This window comes from Pseudomonas sp. LM13 (genome assembly GCF_041381355.1).
GTDB classification, from domain to species: Bacteria; Pseudomonadota; Gammaproteobacteria; order Pseudomonadales; family Pseudomonadaceae; genus Stutzerimonas; species Stutzerimonas frequens.
On record NZ_JACBXH010000007.1, the window covers coordinates 66,951 to 80,931 of the forward strand.

Consider the following 13,981-nt stretch of genomic DNA (forward strand, 5'->3'; position numbering starts at 1 on the left):
GCCGGAACGAAGGTCTCCGCGAATCGCGTCATCAATAAAAGGGATAAACGAAAAAGCCGCGCGGTGCGCGGCTTTGAAGGTGGTGGGCCCACACGGACTCGAACCGTGGACCAAAGGAGTAGGATGGCCTGCCAGAACCTTCTCCTCACAGAGTTAGGCGACCAACAGGCTTCCTCCGAACGCAGCGTGCAGGTTTCCAAGCACTGCGCTCTCCAGATGTAATCAGGCCGCTGCCACATGAGGTAGGGCGAATTGGTTGAGGGAGATGCCGTCGTACTTCCCACTGTGTATCTTGTGGTGGCATTCGTGGCATACCGGTATTTGCTTTCTGTTTAGGATTGCCATTACCCGGTTGAACCCTTTTACCTCCTTACCCAACTTCCTTATGTGTTTCACGTGGTGCATGGCCACACGGTCGCCACTTCCGCAGATGACGCATAGTGATCCCAGTTTAGACCTCGTTCGAAGCCTGAGGTTGCGTTCGAGGAAGTTGATGTCAACTTCGTTCGTTTTAAACCTATCTGGCGATGATTTCCATGATTTTACAAGCGGGAGGCTCACCGTTTTAACCACTTCGCCAGCCTCATTTCTGACCCTAAATCGTAGGTTTGCACCGTGTTTAGAGAAGACCTTACTACGCGACGACCGATGTTTGGCCGCCAGTGTCTTGGCTGCTGCGTGTTGGAGGATGAACTGGATTCTTGAAAGCTTGGCGAATCCGTCCACGAAGGAGTAGTAGTTACTGATTCCCCTCCATACCGCTCCAACTTGCTCGACGATTTGTGTATCGTCCAGGTATATCCACTTGTTGATCGCTGTAGGTTTGCCTTCGGGGTCGCAAAACCCCTTGGCGTGTAGTCTCTTAATGATATCGCCTATAGGCGCGTACATTAGTGGAGTCCACCCGGCAACTCTCTTTTTGAATGTGGTGCCGTTTCGACGGACTTTCATGATCTTCGGTGATGCGGAACCCACCCTAAAGGTAGTTCCTAGGAATTTTGCCGATTCAGTCTTTGCATGTCGGATGTGAGTTTTCTCCAGGCTGAGTTCAAGACCCGTTGTGGAGAGGAATACACCGATTTCTGCTCGGATTTTCTCTGCTAGTTCCTTTGGCCCGTTGACCCCTATTACCCAGTCGTCGGCATACCGGACATACTTAACCCTGATGAATCCATTGCTCGCGATCAAGTTTGACGGCGTATCGAGCAGCTGTTTCTCCAGCGCCTTAATTTCGGCGATGGTAGCCTCTCTGTCTGCCCCCTCCCTCTTTTCTAGAGACTTTTGGAGGTAGGCTCTCCTCGATTGGATCTTCTTGTAGACTGGGTTGATGGCTTTTTTGCCGTCTTCACCGATTTCGTTTTCTTCAATTATTGCCTCTGCCTTACGGTCGAGTTGGTGCATGAAGATGTTAGCCAGTATGGGAGAGATAATGCTCCCCTGTGGCGTACCGATTTCGCCGGTGAAGAATGCCCCGTCCTCGAAGTAACCAGCGTTTAGAGCTTTCCTAACAAGGTTAATAAATCGCTCATCCTTGATTCGCTTAGCCAGTTCCCCGATCAGTTTTTCATGGTCAATATTATCGAAGCAGCCTTTAATGTCTCCTTCGATTATCCATGTTATTCCTGACCAGTTCTTCCGGATCTGCTTCAGAGCTGTGTGGCAACTCTTACCTGACCTAAACCCGTGACTGTTGTTGCTGAACGTGGGTTCGAAGATGGCTTCCAGGATCATTCGCATGACCTCTTGTACAACCTTGTCGGTAGGTGGCGCGACCGATAGTGCTCGGGTTTTGCCATTAGCCTTGGGGATGAGAACCCTTCTGGCGCCTCTGAATGAGAAACTTTCGTTTTTCATTTTATCGATGATGTTCTTAATCGTTCTTATCGAGAACTCATCTAGGGTCGTACCATCTGCGCCCGCAGTCATGTTGCCGGGTTTGCTCTTAATCTTCTCGTACGCGGCTATGTACAAGTCTTCCTTGAACATAAGCCGGTAGATACGATCATTCGCATAGGTAGGGTCGGCGTTGGCCTTCCTGATTGCCTCTATTCTGGTGAAGCTTTTATTTTGCATCGCGCATACCCCCACCGTCCTAGAAGCGTTACATCCTAGGTTCCTTCCCTTTCTCCGGTGATTAGCCGGACGTATATGCGGTGGGTGGCGATAGATGACGGGCACAGCCCCTCACCTCGAAAGATGGTGGGCCGGGCGGGATTCGAACCCGCACTCAACGGCTTATGAGGCCGCTGCATTAACCGTTATGCTACCGGCCCTTGCAAATAGGTACTACGAACCTTCCGTCACCATGGGGATTACTCCCTTTAGGTGATCCCGCAGTTAACACAACAACGTGCTCAGGTTTTAGGTCGCCCTTTCGGTTGTCTTTCACGCTACTAGCGCTAGTGCCTTCGTGGTGACTTGAGGGAAACTCATAATCGTTTTCCCTCACACAAAGGGAGTGGCGTCAATCTCAGTGCCACCCTGATGGCGAACTACCCACACTTCACCTAGGCTTCAAGCAATACAGCCTTGACCATGACCTGCACTAACTGACTTCCTCTCTTGGTGGTGAGATTCCACCGCAGGATGCCTTTTCACGGCATGCTCTTGTCCCTTGCGGGGTTTCCCCCTCCGGTAAGCCGCTGTTTTACTCCCAATGTCACAGGGAGGTGGCTATTAACCACAACGTTGTTGCGCCATCTTACGGCGCACTTATGAGTCCTCTGCTCTAACCAACTGAGCTATAGGCCCCCAGAAGGCCGGCGGATTATACCGGCGGTATGGCGGCTGCGCCAATCGAAGCGGGCCGCAAGACGGTGAGTAGGACAAAAAAACAACCCCCGGCATGCCGGGGGTTGGATTTACTCGTCGAGGAAGGAGCGCAGGTGCTCGCTTCGCGTCGGGTGGCGCAGCTTGCGCAGCGCCTTGGCTTCTATCTGGCGAATGCGCTCGCGGGTGACATCGAACTGCTTGCCGACTTCCTCAAGGGTGTGGTCGGTGTTCATGTCGATGCCGAAGCGCATGCGCAGCACCTTGGCTTCACGGGCGGTGAGGCCGGAGAGCACTTCGCGGGTGGCTTCCTTGAGGCTTTCCACGGTGGCTACGTCGATCGGCGACTGCATGGCCGAGTCCTCGATGAAATCGCCCAGGTGCGAGTCTTCGTCGTCACCGATCGGCGTTTCCATGGAGATCGGCTCCTTGGCGATCTTCAGAACCTTGCGGATCTTGTCTTCGGGCATTTCCATGCGCTCGCCAAGCTCTTCGGGCGTGGGCTCGCGGCCCATTTCCTGCAGCATCTGGCGGGAGATGCGATTGAGCTTGTTGATCGTCTCGATCATGTGCACCGGGATGCGGATGGTCCGCGCCTGGTCGGCAATGGAGCGAGTGATCGCCTGGCGAATCCACCAGGTGGCGTAGGTCGAGAACTTGTAGCCGCGGCGGTATTCGAACTTGTCCACCGCCTTCATCAGGCCGATGTTGCCTTCCTGGATCAGGTCGAGGAATTGCAAGCCGCGGTTGGTGTACTTCTTGGCGATGGAGATCACCAGGCGCAGGTTGGCCTCGACCATCTCCTTCTTCGCCCGGCGGGCCTTGGCCTCGCCAATGGACATGCGACGGTTGATGTCCTTGATGTCGGCGATGGCGAGCTCGCACTGCTGTTCCAGCTCGATCAGCTTCTGCTGGCAGCGCTGGATGTCTTCCTTGCGGTTGCCGATGGCCTCGGCGTACTTGCTCTTGCCGGCAGCCAGTTGCTCGGCCCAGTCGAGATTGGTCTCGTTGTTCGGGAACTGGCGCAGGAAGTCGGCGCGTGGCATGCGGGCATCACGCACGCACAGCTGCATGATGGCGCGTTCCTGGGCGCGGATCTGGCTCAGCGCATCACGCACGCGCTCGACCAGGGCATCGTACTGCTTGGGCACGAGCTTGATCGGCATGAACAGGATGGCGAGGGCTTCGAGTTCCTCGGTAGCCTGCTGGCTGGCGCGGCCATGCTTCTTGAGGGCCTTGTTGGCTTTCTCAAGCTGTTCGGCGACCGCGCCGAAGCGTAGGCGCGCGACTTCCGGATCGGGCCCGCCGTCGCCTTCTTCTTCTTCGCTCTCGGACTCTTCTTCGTCCTCGTCGTCCTTGTCATCGTCCACCGGCTTGCTGGTGGACTGCGGCGTCTGCGGCTCGACTTCCTGAGGCGCGGCGGCGCCGTCGTCGTCGGGGTCGATGTAGCCGCTGAGGATGTCGGACAGGCGGCCGCCTTCGTTCGTCACGCGCTCGTAGTCAGCGAGAATGCTGTCGACGGTGCCGGGGAAGTGGGCGATCGCGCTCATGACTTCGCGAATGCCTTCCTCGATGCGTTTGGCGATTTCGATCTCGCCTTCGCGGGTCAGCAGTTCGACGGTGCCCATTTCGCGCATATACATGCGCACCGGGTCGGTGGTGCGGCCGATGTCGGTCTCGACCGCCGCGAGTGCAGCGGCGGCCTCTTCGGCGGCAGCTTCATCGGTATCGGCTTCGGCCAACAACAGGGCATCGGCATCCGGAGCGGTCTCGAATACGTTGATGCCCATGTCGTTGATCATGCGAATGATGTCTTCCACCTGTTCCGGATCGGAAATATCCTCCGGCAGGTGGTCGTTGACCTCGGCGTAAGTCAGGTAACCCTGCTCACGGCCACGCTGGATCAACTCTTTGAGGCGGGACTGCTGTTGCGCTTTTCCGGACATATAACCCTATCCACTGAAGGTTCTGGCGGGCTGAAAACAAGCTGAGCATTATAGCCGAGCTAGGACCTCACGCGCCAGTTGAGGTCGGTGTAGCGGGTATTGCGTTGCGGCTCAATAGGTTACGCAGTTGGTCTTTTTCCTCTGCGCTGAGTTCACCCTGGCGAGCCTTGCGCAGCAGGTTTTCGAGGCGCCGTTCCCGCTGTCTGGCGGCAAGGCTATTAATGGTGTCGAAAAACTGCTGTTCAAGGTTATCGGCAGAGATCAGCCATTCTTTCTCTGCCAGTGCGCGTAAAAGTCGACCCTGATCCGTGCCGTGCCAGCGGGCGATCAGCTGCAGGCTGCGCAGCCTTGGGTTTTTCTGCAGGGTGCCGAGCAGCGCCACTAGCAGTTGGGCGTAGGTATCGTCTTCTGCGGCGAAATGACTGACGTCTTCCACCTTCTGCGCCAGCTCTGGGTGGTGCAGCAGGGTGCGCAGGGTGGTCAGTGCCGGAGGCTCGACCGTGGCGGGCGTGCGCGGCCCGCGTGGCATTAAGTCTGGACCCTGGCCGTTTTTTTTCCAGTCCTTTTTCCACTCTTTCTTGCCGGGCTTGCCGCTGCGCGGTTGCGGCTGCACGGGTTCCGGTGGCTCGAAGTGGTCGGGCTCGCCGTAGGCCGGGCTGGCGTCGTAGTAGGTGTAGTCGTCGTAGGTCGGCGTGCTGCTGGGTGCGGCTACGGGCGCAGCGGCCATGTGCTGCAGTGCTTCGCCGTTCAGTCCAGTGATCTCGGCGAGGCGCTGGCGCATCAGCGCGCGCAAGTTGTTGCCTGGAATCTTTTCGATGAGCGGTGCGGCGAGCGTGGCCAGGTGAGCCTTGCCTTCCAGGGAACGTGGATCGGCTTCTTCGCTCAGTTGCTGGAAGAAGTAGTCGGCCAGTGGCTGCGAGTGCTGCTGGATACGGGCGCGAAAGGCGTCGGTGCCCTCGGCGCGGACCAGGGTGTCCGGATCTTCGCCGTCCGGCAGGAACAGGAAGCGTGCGCGGCGCCCGTCCTGCAGGTTCGGCAATGTTGCCTCCAGTGCGCGCCAGGCGGCCTTGCGACCGGCGGCGTCGCCGTCGAAGCAGAACAGCACGCTGGGAACGATGCGAAACAGGCGCTTGAGGTGTTCCTCGCTGGTGGCGGTGCCCAGAGTGGCGACGGCGTTGCGCAGACCTTGCTGGGCCAGAGCGATGACGTCCATGTAGCCCTCGACCACCATGATCTCGTCGAGGTCGCGGTTTGCCTGGCGCGCTTCGTAGAGGCCGTAGAGCTCCTGGCCCTTGTGGAAGACCGGCGTTTCAGGCGAGTTCAGGTACTTGGGTTTGTCGTCGCCCAGTACCCGGCCGCCAAAGGCGATCACCCGGCCGCGACTGTCGCGGATGGGGAACATCACGCGGTCGCGAAAGCGGTCGTAGCGCTTGCCGTTCTCGGCGTTCTCGATCAGCAGGCCGGCATCGATCAGCGCCTTCTGCTGCAGGGTATCGCCGCCGAGATGCTTCATCAGGTTGTCCCAGCCCGGCGGTGCGAAGCCCAGGCCGAAGTCCCGGGCGATGACACCGGACAGTCCGCGGCCCTTGAGATATTCCACCGCGGCCTTGCGCGTCGGGTGACTCTTCAGCGCCTGGCGGTAATAGTCGGCGGCGGCAGCGAGCAGCGGATAGAGCGGCGAATCGACCGGCTGGCGGGGCTTGTGCTTGCGCCCGCTGTCCTCGCGTGGGACTTCCATGCCGGCGCGCTTTGCCAGCTCCTCGACCGCCTGGGGGAAGTCCAGCTGGTCGTGGTCCATGACGAAGCCGAGGGCGTTGCCGCCGGCGCCGCAGCCAAAGCAGTAGTAGAACTGTTTGTCCGGGCTGACGCTGAAGGACGGCGTCTTTTCCTTGTGGAAAGGGCAGAGGGCGCTGTAGTTCTTGCCGGTCTTCTTCAGCTGGATGCGCGAACCGACCACCTCGACGATGTCGGAGCGGTTGAGCAGGTCATCGATGAAGGATTGGGGGATCAGTCCGGCCATAGGGGTATCAGATTACGCTCAAAGCATGCGCCGGAAATGAAAAAAACTCCGACCTTTCGCCGGCTGGCGAAGCGGAGTCTGCATGCAATGCAAAACCCGGCCGAAGCCGGGTTTGATGCGACGTCAGCTGTACTGGATCAGTACAGGCGGACGCTACGGCGCTGCTCGCGCTGCACTTTCTTGGCGTGACGCTTGACTGCGGCAGCAGCCTTGCGCTTGCGCTCGGCAGTCGGCTTCTCGTAGAACTCGCGCGAACGGACTTCGGCCAGAACGCCGGCTTTTTCGCAGGAGCGCTTGAAGCGACGCAGTGCTACGTCGAAGGGTTCATTCTCTTTAACTTTGACAGCGGGCATCCAGGACTTACCTTCACTTGATTACCGGTGGCAACGCGCTTCGGCAATGACTCGCAAGCACGCTGGTTTTAAGGGTTGCGGATGTTACCCGCTCCAATGGTGGAATGCAAAGCCCCTGATCGAAAAGCGCTGGTCGGTCGACCGGCGCGACGATTAATATGCACGGCTTCATTCGCCTTCCGGAAGATTGAACCCATGCTGGTGCTGGGGTTGGAAACGTCCTGCGACGAAACGGGTGTCGCGCTTTACGACAGCGAACAGGGCCTGCTGGCCGACGCGCTATTCAGCCAGATCGACCTGCATCGCGTCTACGGCGGCGTGGTGCCGGAGCTGGCTTCCCGCGATCACGTGAAACGCATGCTGCCGCTGATCCGTCAGGTGCTGGCCGAGGCCGGCCGCGAGGCGGGGCAGATCGACGCGGTGGCCTACACGGCCGGTCCGGGCCTGGTCGGTGCCCTGCTGGTCGGTGCGTCCTGCGCTCAGGCGCTGGCGCTGGCCTGGGGGGTGCCGGCGGTCGGCGTGCACCATATGGAAGGCCATCTATTGGCGCCGATGCTCGAAGCGCAGCCTCCGGCGTTTCCGTTCGTCGCCTTGCTGGTGTCTGGCGGGCATACGCAGCTGGTGCGTGTGGATGGCATCGGCCGCTACGAGCTGCTCGGCGAGTCGGTGGACGATGCCGCGGGCGAGGCGTTCGACAAGACCGCCAAGCTCATGGGCCTGCGCTACCCGGGCGGGCCGGAGATCGCACGGCTGGCCGAGCAGGGCACGCCGGGACGCTTCCTCTTTCCGCGCCCGATGACCGATCGGCCGGGGCTGGACTTCAGCTTCAGCGGGTTGAAGACCTTCACGCTCAATACCTGGCAGCAGTGCCGCGATGCCGGTGACGACAGCGAGCAGACCCGCTGCGACATCGCGCTGGCCTTCCAGCAGGCGGTGGTGGAGACGCTGACCATCAAATGCCGGCGGGCCCTGAAGCAGACCGGGCTGAAATCGCTGGTCATCGCCGGAGGGGTCAGTGCCAACCAGTCGCTGCGTCAGGCGCTGGAAGCGATGCTTGCCGAACTCAAGGGGCAGGTGTTCTACGCACGGCCACGTTTCTGTACCGACAACGGCGCGATGATCGCCTACGCTGGCTGTCAACGCCTGCTAGCGGGCCAGCATGATGGGCCGGCGATCGCCGTGCAGCCACGCTGGTCGATGGAGACGCTGCCGGCGATCTGAATCGCATCGACCTAGAAGTGCCGTTCCCGGCCAGCGAACAGATCGCGCACATTGCTGCGGTGACGCCAGACAATCAGCGTTGCCAGCAGGCTCATCGGCAGCAACGCACCGGGCTGTTGCCAAGCCAGCAGCGGCAGGCAGAGCGGCAGGGCGATCAGGGCTGCCAGCGAGCTGGTGCGGGTCAGGCGGAACACCAGCAGCCAGGCGCCGATAGCCAGCAATGCGGCCGGTGGGTAGAGCGCAAGCAGGGCGCCAGCGGCGGTCGCTACGCCCTTGCCGCCGCGAAAACGGAAGTACAACGGATAGAGATGGCCGCAGACCGCCGCCAGACCGATCCAGGCCTGCTGCTGAACGCTCATGTCCAGCGAGGCGGCCAGCAGGACGGGCAGCAGGCCTTTGAGCAGATCGCCGAACAGCGTGCAGATCGCCAGGCGCTTGCCGGCCAGACGAAGCATATTGGTGGCGCCGGGGTTGCCGGAGCCACCGGCGCGCGGGTCGGGTATCCCGGCCAGGCGGCTGAGCAGTATGGCGAATGACAGCGAACCGATCAGGTACGCGAGCAAGGTCAGCAGCCAGAACATGGAATCCATCCGGGGCAGGGAGTCCCTGAGTCTAACGGCGCGTTTCGAGCTTGTCGTGCCGCAGGAGAACGTTGCGTGGATACAGTTTTCATCGAAGGCCTGGAAGTGGATACGGTGATCGGCGCCTATGATTGGGAGCGCGGCATACGGCAGTGCCTGCAGTTGGACCTGACGCTGGGCTGGGACATCCGTCCGTCGGCGCAGAACGATGAGCTGGACAAGGCCCTGGACTACGCCAAGGTCGCTGCGGCCATCGACCTGTTCGCTGCCGAGGCGCGCTTCGAGTTGGTAGAGACCTTCGCCGAGCGCCTGGCGCAGCGTCTGATGAGCGAGTTCGGCATTCTCTGGCTGCGCCTGCGGGTCACCAAGCCCGGCGTCAATGCGCGCGCCCGTGCGCTGGGCGTGGAGATCGAACGCGGATGTCGCTAACTCCGGTGCTGCTCGGCCTGGGCAGCAATGTCCAGCGTGAGCCCCATCTGCATGCCGGCCTCGATGCGCTGGCCGAGCTGCTGGTGAACATGCGTTGTTCGCCGGTGTTCGAGAGCCTGGCGGTGGGCTACAAGGGCGACAACTTCTACAACCTCGTGGTCGCCGGCGATACCGAGCTGCCGCTGACCGAACTGGACCGGCGGCTCAAGTTCATCGAGGCGGACAACGGGCGTTACGCGCCGGATCGCAAGGGGTTGCCGCTGGACATCGACGTGCTGCTCTATGGCGAGCTGGTCGGCAATTTCCACGGTTTGCTGCTGCCGCGTGCTGAGATTCTCAAGAACGCCTTCGTGCTCTGGCCGCTGGCGCTGCTGGCCCCGACCGTACGGCACCCGGCCGCGGATGCCAGCTTTGCCGAGCTGTGGGCGCAATCGACCATCGACCAACAGCTCTGGCCGGTGCCCTTCCAGTGGCGCGGCGCGGAGCTCACCCCGCCCGAGCTGATCCGCGCCCACCCGCCGCGTTGTGCCTGACTAGCCGTTATTCGCATTCTGCTGGCAATGCCGCCGCAGTGCCTCGAGTCGGGCAGCGGCGAGTGCCTTGCCCAGCTCGGCGCCCTGATGGCCCTGTTCCAGCAGCGGTTTGATCGCGACGTCACGAGCTGTTTTCGCCGCCGCCCGCAGGTAGTCAACCTGGGGTAAGGGTTGCGCGGCGCGGTCTGCCGGGGCGGTCATTTCGCAGGCCGCGATGAAGTGCTCGAAGCGCTCCGGACGGCGATAGATATCGAAGTGCTGCAGCATGTCGAGCAAGGCATCGGCGGACAGGGCTCGCGCATCGAGCGTGTCCTGATGGTAGCGGCCGAGCAGCATCGCCAGTTCCTGGCATTCCCGCGGCGCCTTGCAGCGCTGGTTCAGCGTGGCGATGGCGTGGAGACGTTCCTCCTGGCTAGCGGTTGGGCCTGCGCAGCCGAGTAGCAGGCAGGCCCAGCGTACCGGCAATGGCTGGGCGTGCTTCGCACAGCGCCGCAGTGCGCCGAGCAGACTTTCGCCATGTGCGCCTTGCTCCTCGAAACTGGCAGCCAGTTCGGGGAACAGCTCCGGCAGGGCGTGACAGGCCTTAAGTACCTGAATGAAGACATCCGGGCGTGGCTCCATCAATGCGCGGGAAATCTCCTTCCAGCTGCGTTCGGCGGTGAGTGCCGACAGCTCGCCGGAGCGCGCCAGCTGACGCATCAGCTCAAGGGTTTCGTCGGCGATGCGGAAGCCGAGCTCGGCGTAGCGCGCGGCGAAGCGCGCCACGCGCAGCACGCGCAGCGGGTCTTCGGCGAAGGCCGGCGACACGTGGCGCAACAGTCGGACCTGCAGATCGCGCTGGCCACCGTAGGGGTCGATCAATCGCCCCTGCTCGTCTTCGGCAATGGCATTGATGGTGAGGTCGCGTCGCTGCAGATCCTCCTCGAGGGTGACCTCAGGGCTGGCATGGAAGGTAAAGCCGCCATAACCGCGGCCGCTCTTGCGCTCGGTACGCGCCAGGGCGTACTCCTCGCCGCTCTGCGGATGCAGGAACACCGGAAAGTCCGCGCCCACCGGGCGGAAGCCCTGGGCCTGCATTTCCTCTGGAGTGGCGCCGACCACCACCCAGTCCACTTCACTGACCGCACGCCCCAGCAGGCGATCACGCACCGCGCCGCCGACTTTGTAGATATGCATAACCACCTCCGTAGGCGCGGAGGATAAAGGATATCGGTCGTACGGCCACAGATTGGTGCCGAGGAAGGCGCCGCGGGCACTGCCCGCGGTGTCGGTCAGGCGAAGTTCATGCCGGGGAAGCGGCTGTCGGTTTCCGTCTCGTTGCTGGCGCGCGGCGGCATGTGATGGGTGTTGACCAGCTTGTCGTCCTGCATCGATTGCAGATGCACGTCGAACCCCCACAGCCGGTGCAGATGCTTGAGTACCTCGTCGGTGGATGCGCCCAGCGGCTTGCGGTCATGCTGCATGTGACGCAGGGTGAGCGAGCGGTCGCCGCGGCGATCGACATTCCACACCTGCACGTTGGGCTCGCGGTTGCCGAGGTTGTACTGCGCCGCGAGCAGTTCGCGAATGGTGTGGTAGCCACTTTCGTCGTGGATGGCCGGGACCAGCAGCTCGTCCTTGCGGTCGTCGTCGAGGATGCTGAACAGCTTCAGGTCGCGGATCACCTTGGGCGAGAGGAACTGCAGGATGAAGCTCTCGTCCTTGAAGTTGTTCATGGCGAATTTCACAGTGGTCAGCCAGTCGCTGCCAGCGATGTCCGGGAACCAGCGCTTGTCCTCCTCGGTCGGGTTCTCGCAGATCCGGCGGATGTCCTGATACATGGCGAAGCCCAGGGTGTAAGGGTTGATGCCGCTGTAGTAGGGGCTGTCGAAGCCGGGCTGGTAGATGACGCTGGTGTGCGACTGCAGAAACTCCATCATGAAGCCGTCGGTGACCAGTCCTTCATCGTAGAGGTCATTGAGCAGGGTGTAGTGCCAGAAGGTGGCCCAGCCTTCGTTCATCACCTGGGTCTGGCGCTGCGGGTAGAAGTACTGTGCGATCTTGCGAACGATGCGTACGATCTCCCGCTGCCAGGGTTCCAGCAGCGGCGCGTGCTTCTCGATGAAATAGAGAATGTTCTCCTGCGGTTCGGCCGGAAAGCGCTGGTTCTCGGCCTGCCCGTCGCCCTTGCCGGCGCCTTTGGGAATGGTCCGCCAGAGATCGTTGATCTGCCGCTGCAGATGTTCCTCGCGGTCCTTCTGCCGCCGCCGTTCTTCCTCTGCCGAGATGGGGTAGGGGCGCTTGTAGCGGTCGACGCCGTAGTTCATCAGCGCGTGGCAAGAGTCGAGCAGGTCTTCCACCGCATCGATGCCGTGGCGTTCCTCGCATTGCATGATGTACTGCTTGGCGAATACCAGGTAGTCGATGATCGAGCTGGCGTCGGTCCAGGTGCGGAACAGGTAGTTGCCCTTGAAGAAACTGTTATGGCCGTAGCTCGCATGGGCGATCACCAGCGCCTGCATGCACATGGTGTTCTCTTCCATGAGGTAGGCGATGCAGGGGTCGGAGTTGATCACGATCTCGTAGGCCAGGCCCATCTGACCGCGCTTGTAGTGCTTTTCGGTATGCAGGAACTGCTTGCCGTAGGACCAGTGGTGATAGCCCAGCGGCATGCCCACCGAGGCATAGGCGTCCATCATCTGCTCGGCGGTGATCACCTCGATCTGGTTCGGATAGGTGTCCAGCGCGTAGCGCTCGGCAATGCGGGCGATCTCGCGGTCGTATTGCCGAATCAGGTCGAAGGTCCATTCCGAGCCGGTGGAAATGGGCTGTCGCTTCATGCTGCACACCTCAGCTGGTCATGCGCCGCTGGAAGAGTTCGCGGAACACTGGGTAGATGTCTCCGGCGCTGACCAACTGCTGTTGGGCGAACGCGTCGGAAAAGGCTTCTGCCACCTGGTTGTACTCGTACCAGAGCGCCTGGTGTTCGCGCGGGGTGATTTCGACGTAGGTGAAGTACTGTACGAACGGCATGATCTGGTTGATCAGGATATCGCGGCACAGCGGCGAATCGTCGTTCCAGTTGTCGCCGTCGGAAGCTTGCGCGGCGTAGATGTTCCACTCGTTGGCCGGATAACGCTCGGCCATGATCTCCTGCATCATCTTCAGCGCGCTGGAAACGATGGTGCCGCCGGTTTCGCGCGAGTAGAAGAACTCTTCCTCGTCCACTTCCTTGGCGCTGGTGTGGTGGCGAATGAATACCACGTCGATCTTGTCGTAGTTCCGCTTGAGGAACAGGTACAACAGGATGAAGAAGCGCTTGGCGATGTCCTTGGTGGACTGGGTCATCGAACCGGAAACGTCCATTAGGCAGAACATCACCGCCTTGGAGCTGGGGTTGGGATGCTTGACCAGCAGGTTGTACTTGAGATCGAAGGTGTCCAGAAATGGCACGCGGTTGATGCGCGCCTTGAGCCGTTCGATCTCTTCTTCGGCAGCCTTGATGTCGCCGAAATTGTGCGGCTCCTCCAGGCGTAGCCGCTCCAGCTCCGCCTTCAGCGCCCTGAGCTGGGCACGGCTGCTGCCCGACAGCGCGATGCGGCGGGCGTGCGCCGAGCGCAGGGTGCGGACAATGTTGATGCGCGAGGGGTTGCCCTCGTTGGCGATGCCGGCGCGCACCGTCTTGAAGGTATCCGTGCCGGTGAGGTGACGCTTGACCAGGTTGGGCAGCTCCAGGTCCTCGAACATGAAGTCGAGAAACTCCTCCTGGGTGATCTGGAAGACGAAGTCGTCCATGCCTTCGCCGCTGTTGCTGGCCTGGCCAGCGCCTTGTCCGCCACCGCCGCCCTGCGGGCGCGGGATGCGTTCGCCGGCGACGAACTCCTTGTTGCCGGGGTGGACGATGGTCTGGCGTCCGCCGCGGCCGTGGTGGAGCACCGGCTCGTCGATGTCGCGTCCGGGAATGCTGATCTGTTCGCCATGTTCCATGTCGGTGATGGAACGGCGGCCAACGGCTTCCTCTACCGCTTTCTTGATATGCCCACGGTACCGCTGCAGGAAGCGCTGGCGGTTCACCGTGCTCTTGTTCTTGCCATTCAGGCGACGGTCGATCACGTAGCTCATAGGCCCTCCGGGCTAGGCTGAAAAGCAT

11 protein-coding genes and 1 tRNA gene are annotated in these 13,981 nt (G+C 61.1%); 3 read left to right on the forward strand and 9 right to left on the reverse strand.

The genetic code is table 11. The features are described from left to right. Positions 1 to 222 precede the first annotated feature (222 nt). From HZR81_RS07845 to rpsU, 5 genes are all read right to left on the reverse strand, one after another. Positions 223 to 2,073: a reverse transcriptase domain-containing protein gene (locus HZR81_RS07845; RefSeq protein ID WP_500127755.1), complete on the reverse strand. Its 1,851-nt coding sequence runs from the start codon at positions 2,071 to 2,073 to the stop codon at positions 223 to 225. A gap of 124 nt (positions 2,074 to 2,197) precedes the next feature. Beyond that, a tRNA-Ile gene (locus HZR81_RS07850) sits at positions 2,198 to 2,273 on the reverse strand. A 588-nt stretch (positions 2,274 to 2,861) separates the two neighbouring features. Next, on the reverse strand, positions 2,862 to 4,715 hold the full coding sequence (gene rpoD / locus HZR81_RS07855; RefSeq protein WP_063539646.1) for an RNA polymerase sigma factor RpoD: 1,854 nt from the start codon (positions 4,713 to 4,715) through the stop codon (positions 2,862 to 2,864). 67 nt (positions 4,716 to 4,782) lie between these two features. After that, complete coding sequence (dnaG, locus tag HZR81_RS07860) at positions 4,783 to 6,735, reverse strand: DNA primase (protein WP_208217432.1); 1,953 nt, start codon at positions 6,733 to 6,735, stop codon at positions 4,783 to 4,785. A gap of 137 nt (positions 6,736 to 6,872) precedes the next feature. Next, the gene (rpsU, locus tag HZR81_RS07865) at positions 6,873 to 7,088 is read right to left on the reverse strand and encodes a 30S ribosomal protein S21 (protein WP_003290642.1); all 216 of its coding nucleotides are present in this window, start codon (positions 7,086 to 7,088) and stop codon (positions 6,873 to 6,875) included. A gap of 195 nt (positions 7,089 to 7,283) precedes the next feature. Here rpsU and tsaD point away from each other — a divergent pair, with 195 nt between their 5' ends. Beyond that, a complete protein-coding gene (gene tsaD / locus HZR81_RS07870) occupies positions 7,284 to 8,309 on the forward strand; it encodes a tRNA (adenosine(37)-N6)-threonylcarbamoyltransferase complex transferase subunit TsaD (RefSeq protein WP_110778173.1) in 1,026 nt (341 codons plus the stop codon). A gap of 11 nt (positions 8,310 to 8,320) precedes the next feature. Here the strand turns inward: tsaD and plsY are convergent, their stop codons facing one another. Further along, positions 8,321 to 8,890 (reverse strand): glycerol-3-phosphate 1-O-acyltransferase PlsY, encoded by a 570-nt coding sequence (gene plsY, locus HZR81_RS07875; protein ID WP_063539649.1) that lies wholly within the window; start codon positions 8,888 to 8,890, stop codon positions 8,321 to 8,323. A 75-nt stretch (positions 8,891 to 8,965) separates the two neighbouring features. On the opposite strand from plsY, the gene folB reads away from it, so the two are divergent. Both folB and folK read left to right on the forward strand, forming a co-directional pair. Then, positions 8,966 to 9,319, forward strand: coding sequence for a dihydroneopterin aldolase (folB, locus tag HZR81_RS07880; protein ID WP_063539650.1), 354 nt, complete (start codon positions 8,966 to 8,968; stop codon positions 9,317 to 9,319). Continuing rightward, positions 9,310 to 9,852, forward strand: a complete 543-nt coding sequence (folK, locus tag HZR81_RS07885; protein WP_063539651.1) for a 2-amino-4-hydroxy-6-hydroxymethyldihydropteridine diphosphokinase — start codon at positions 9,310 to 9,312, stop codon at positions 9,850 to 9,852. The genes folB and folK overlap by 10 nt, the downstream gene beginning before the upstream one ends. Here folK and HZR81_RS07890 read toward each other — a convergent pair whose 3' ends face one another. The 3 genes from HZR81_RS07890 to HZR81_RS07900 all read right to left on the reverse strand — a co-directional run bounded on the left by HZR81_RS07890 (position 9,853) and on the right by HZR81_RS07900 (position 13,953). Then, positions 9,853 to 11,028 carry a multifunctional CCA addition/repair protein gene (locus tag HZR81_RS07890; protein WP_500127756.1) on the reverse strand — a complete coding sequence of 392 codons (1,176 nt, stop codon included), beginning with the start codon at positions 11,026 to 11,028 and terminating at the stop codon, positions 9,853 to 9,855. A 95-nt stretch (positions 11,029 to 11,123) separates the two neighbouring features. After that, positions 11,124 to 12,671 carry a SpoVR family protein gene (locus HZR81_RS07895; RefSeq protein ID WP_500127757.1) on the reverse strand — a complete coding sequence of 516 codons (1,548 nt, stop codon included), beginning with the start codon at positions 12,669 to 12,671 and terminating at the stop codon, positions 11,124 to 11,126. Positions 12,672 to 12,681: 10 nt separating this feature from the next. Further along, positions 12,682 to 13,953 (reverse strand): YeaH/YhbH family protein, encoded by a 1,272-nt coding sequence (locus HZR81_RS07900; protein WP_063539654.1) that lies wholly within the window; start codon positions 13,951 to 13,953, stop codon positions 12,682 to 12,684. Positions 13,954 to 13,981: the final 28 nt, after the last annotated feature.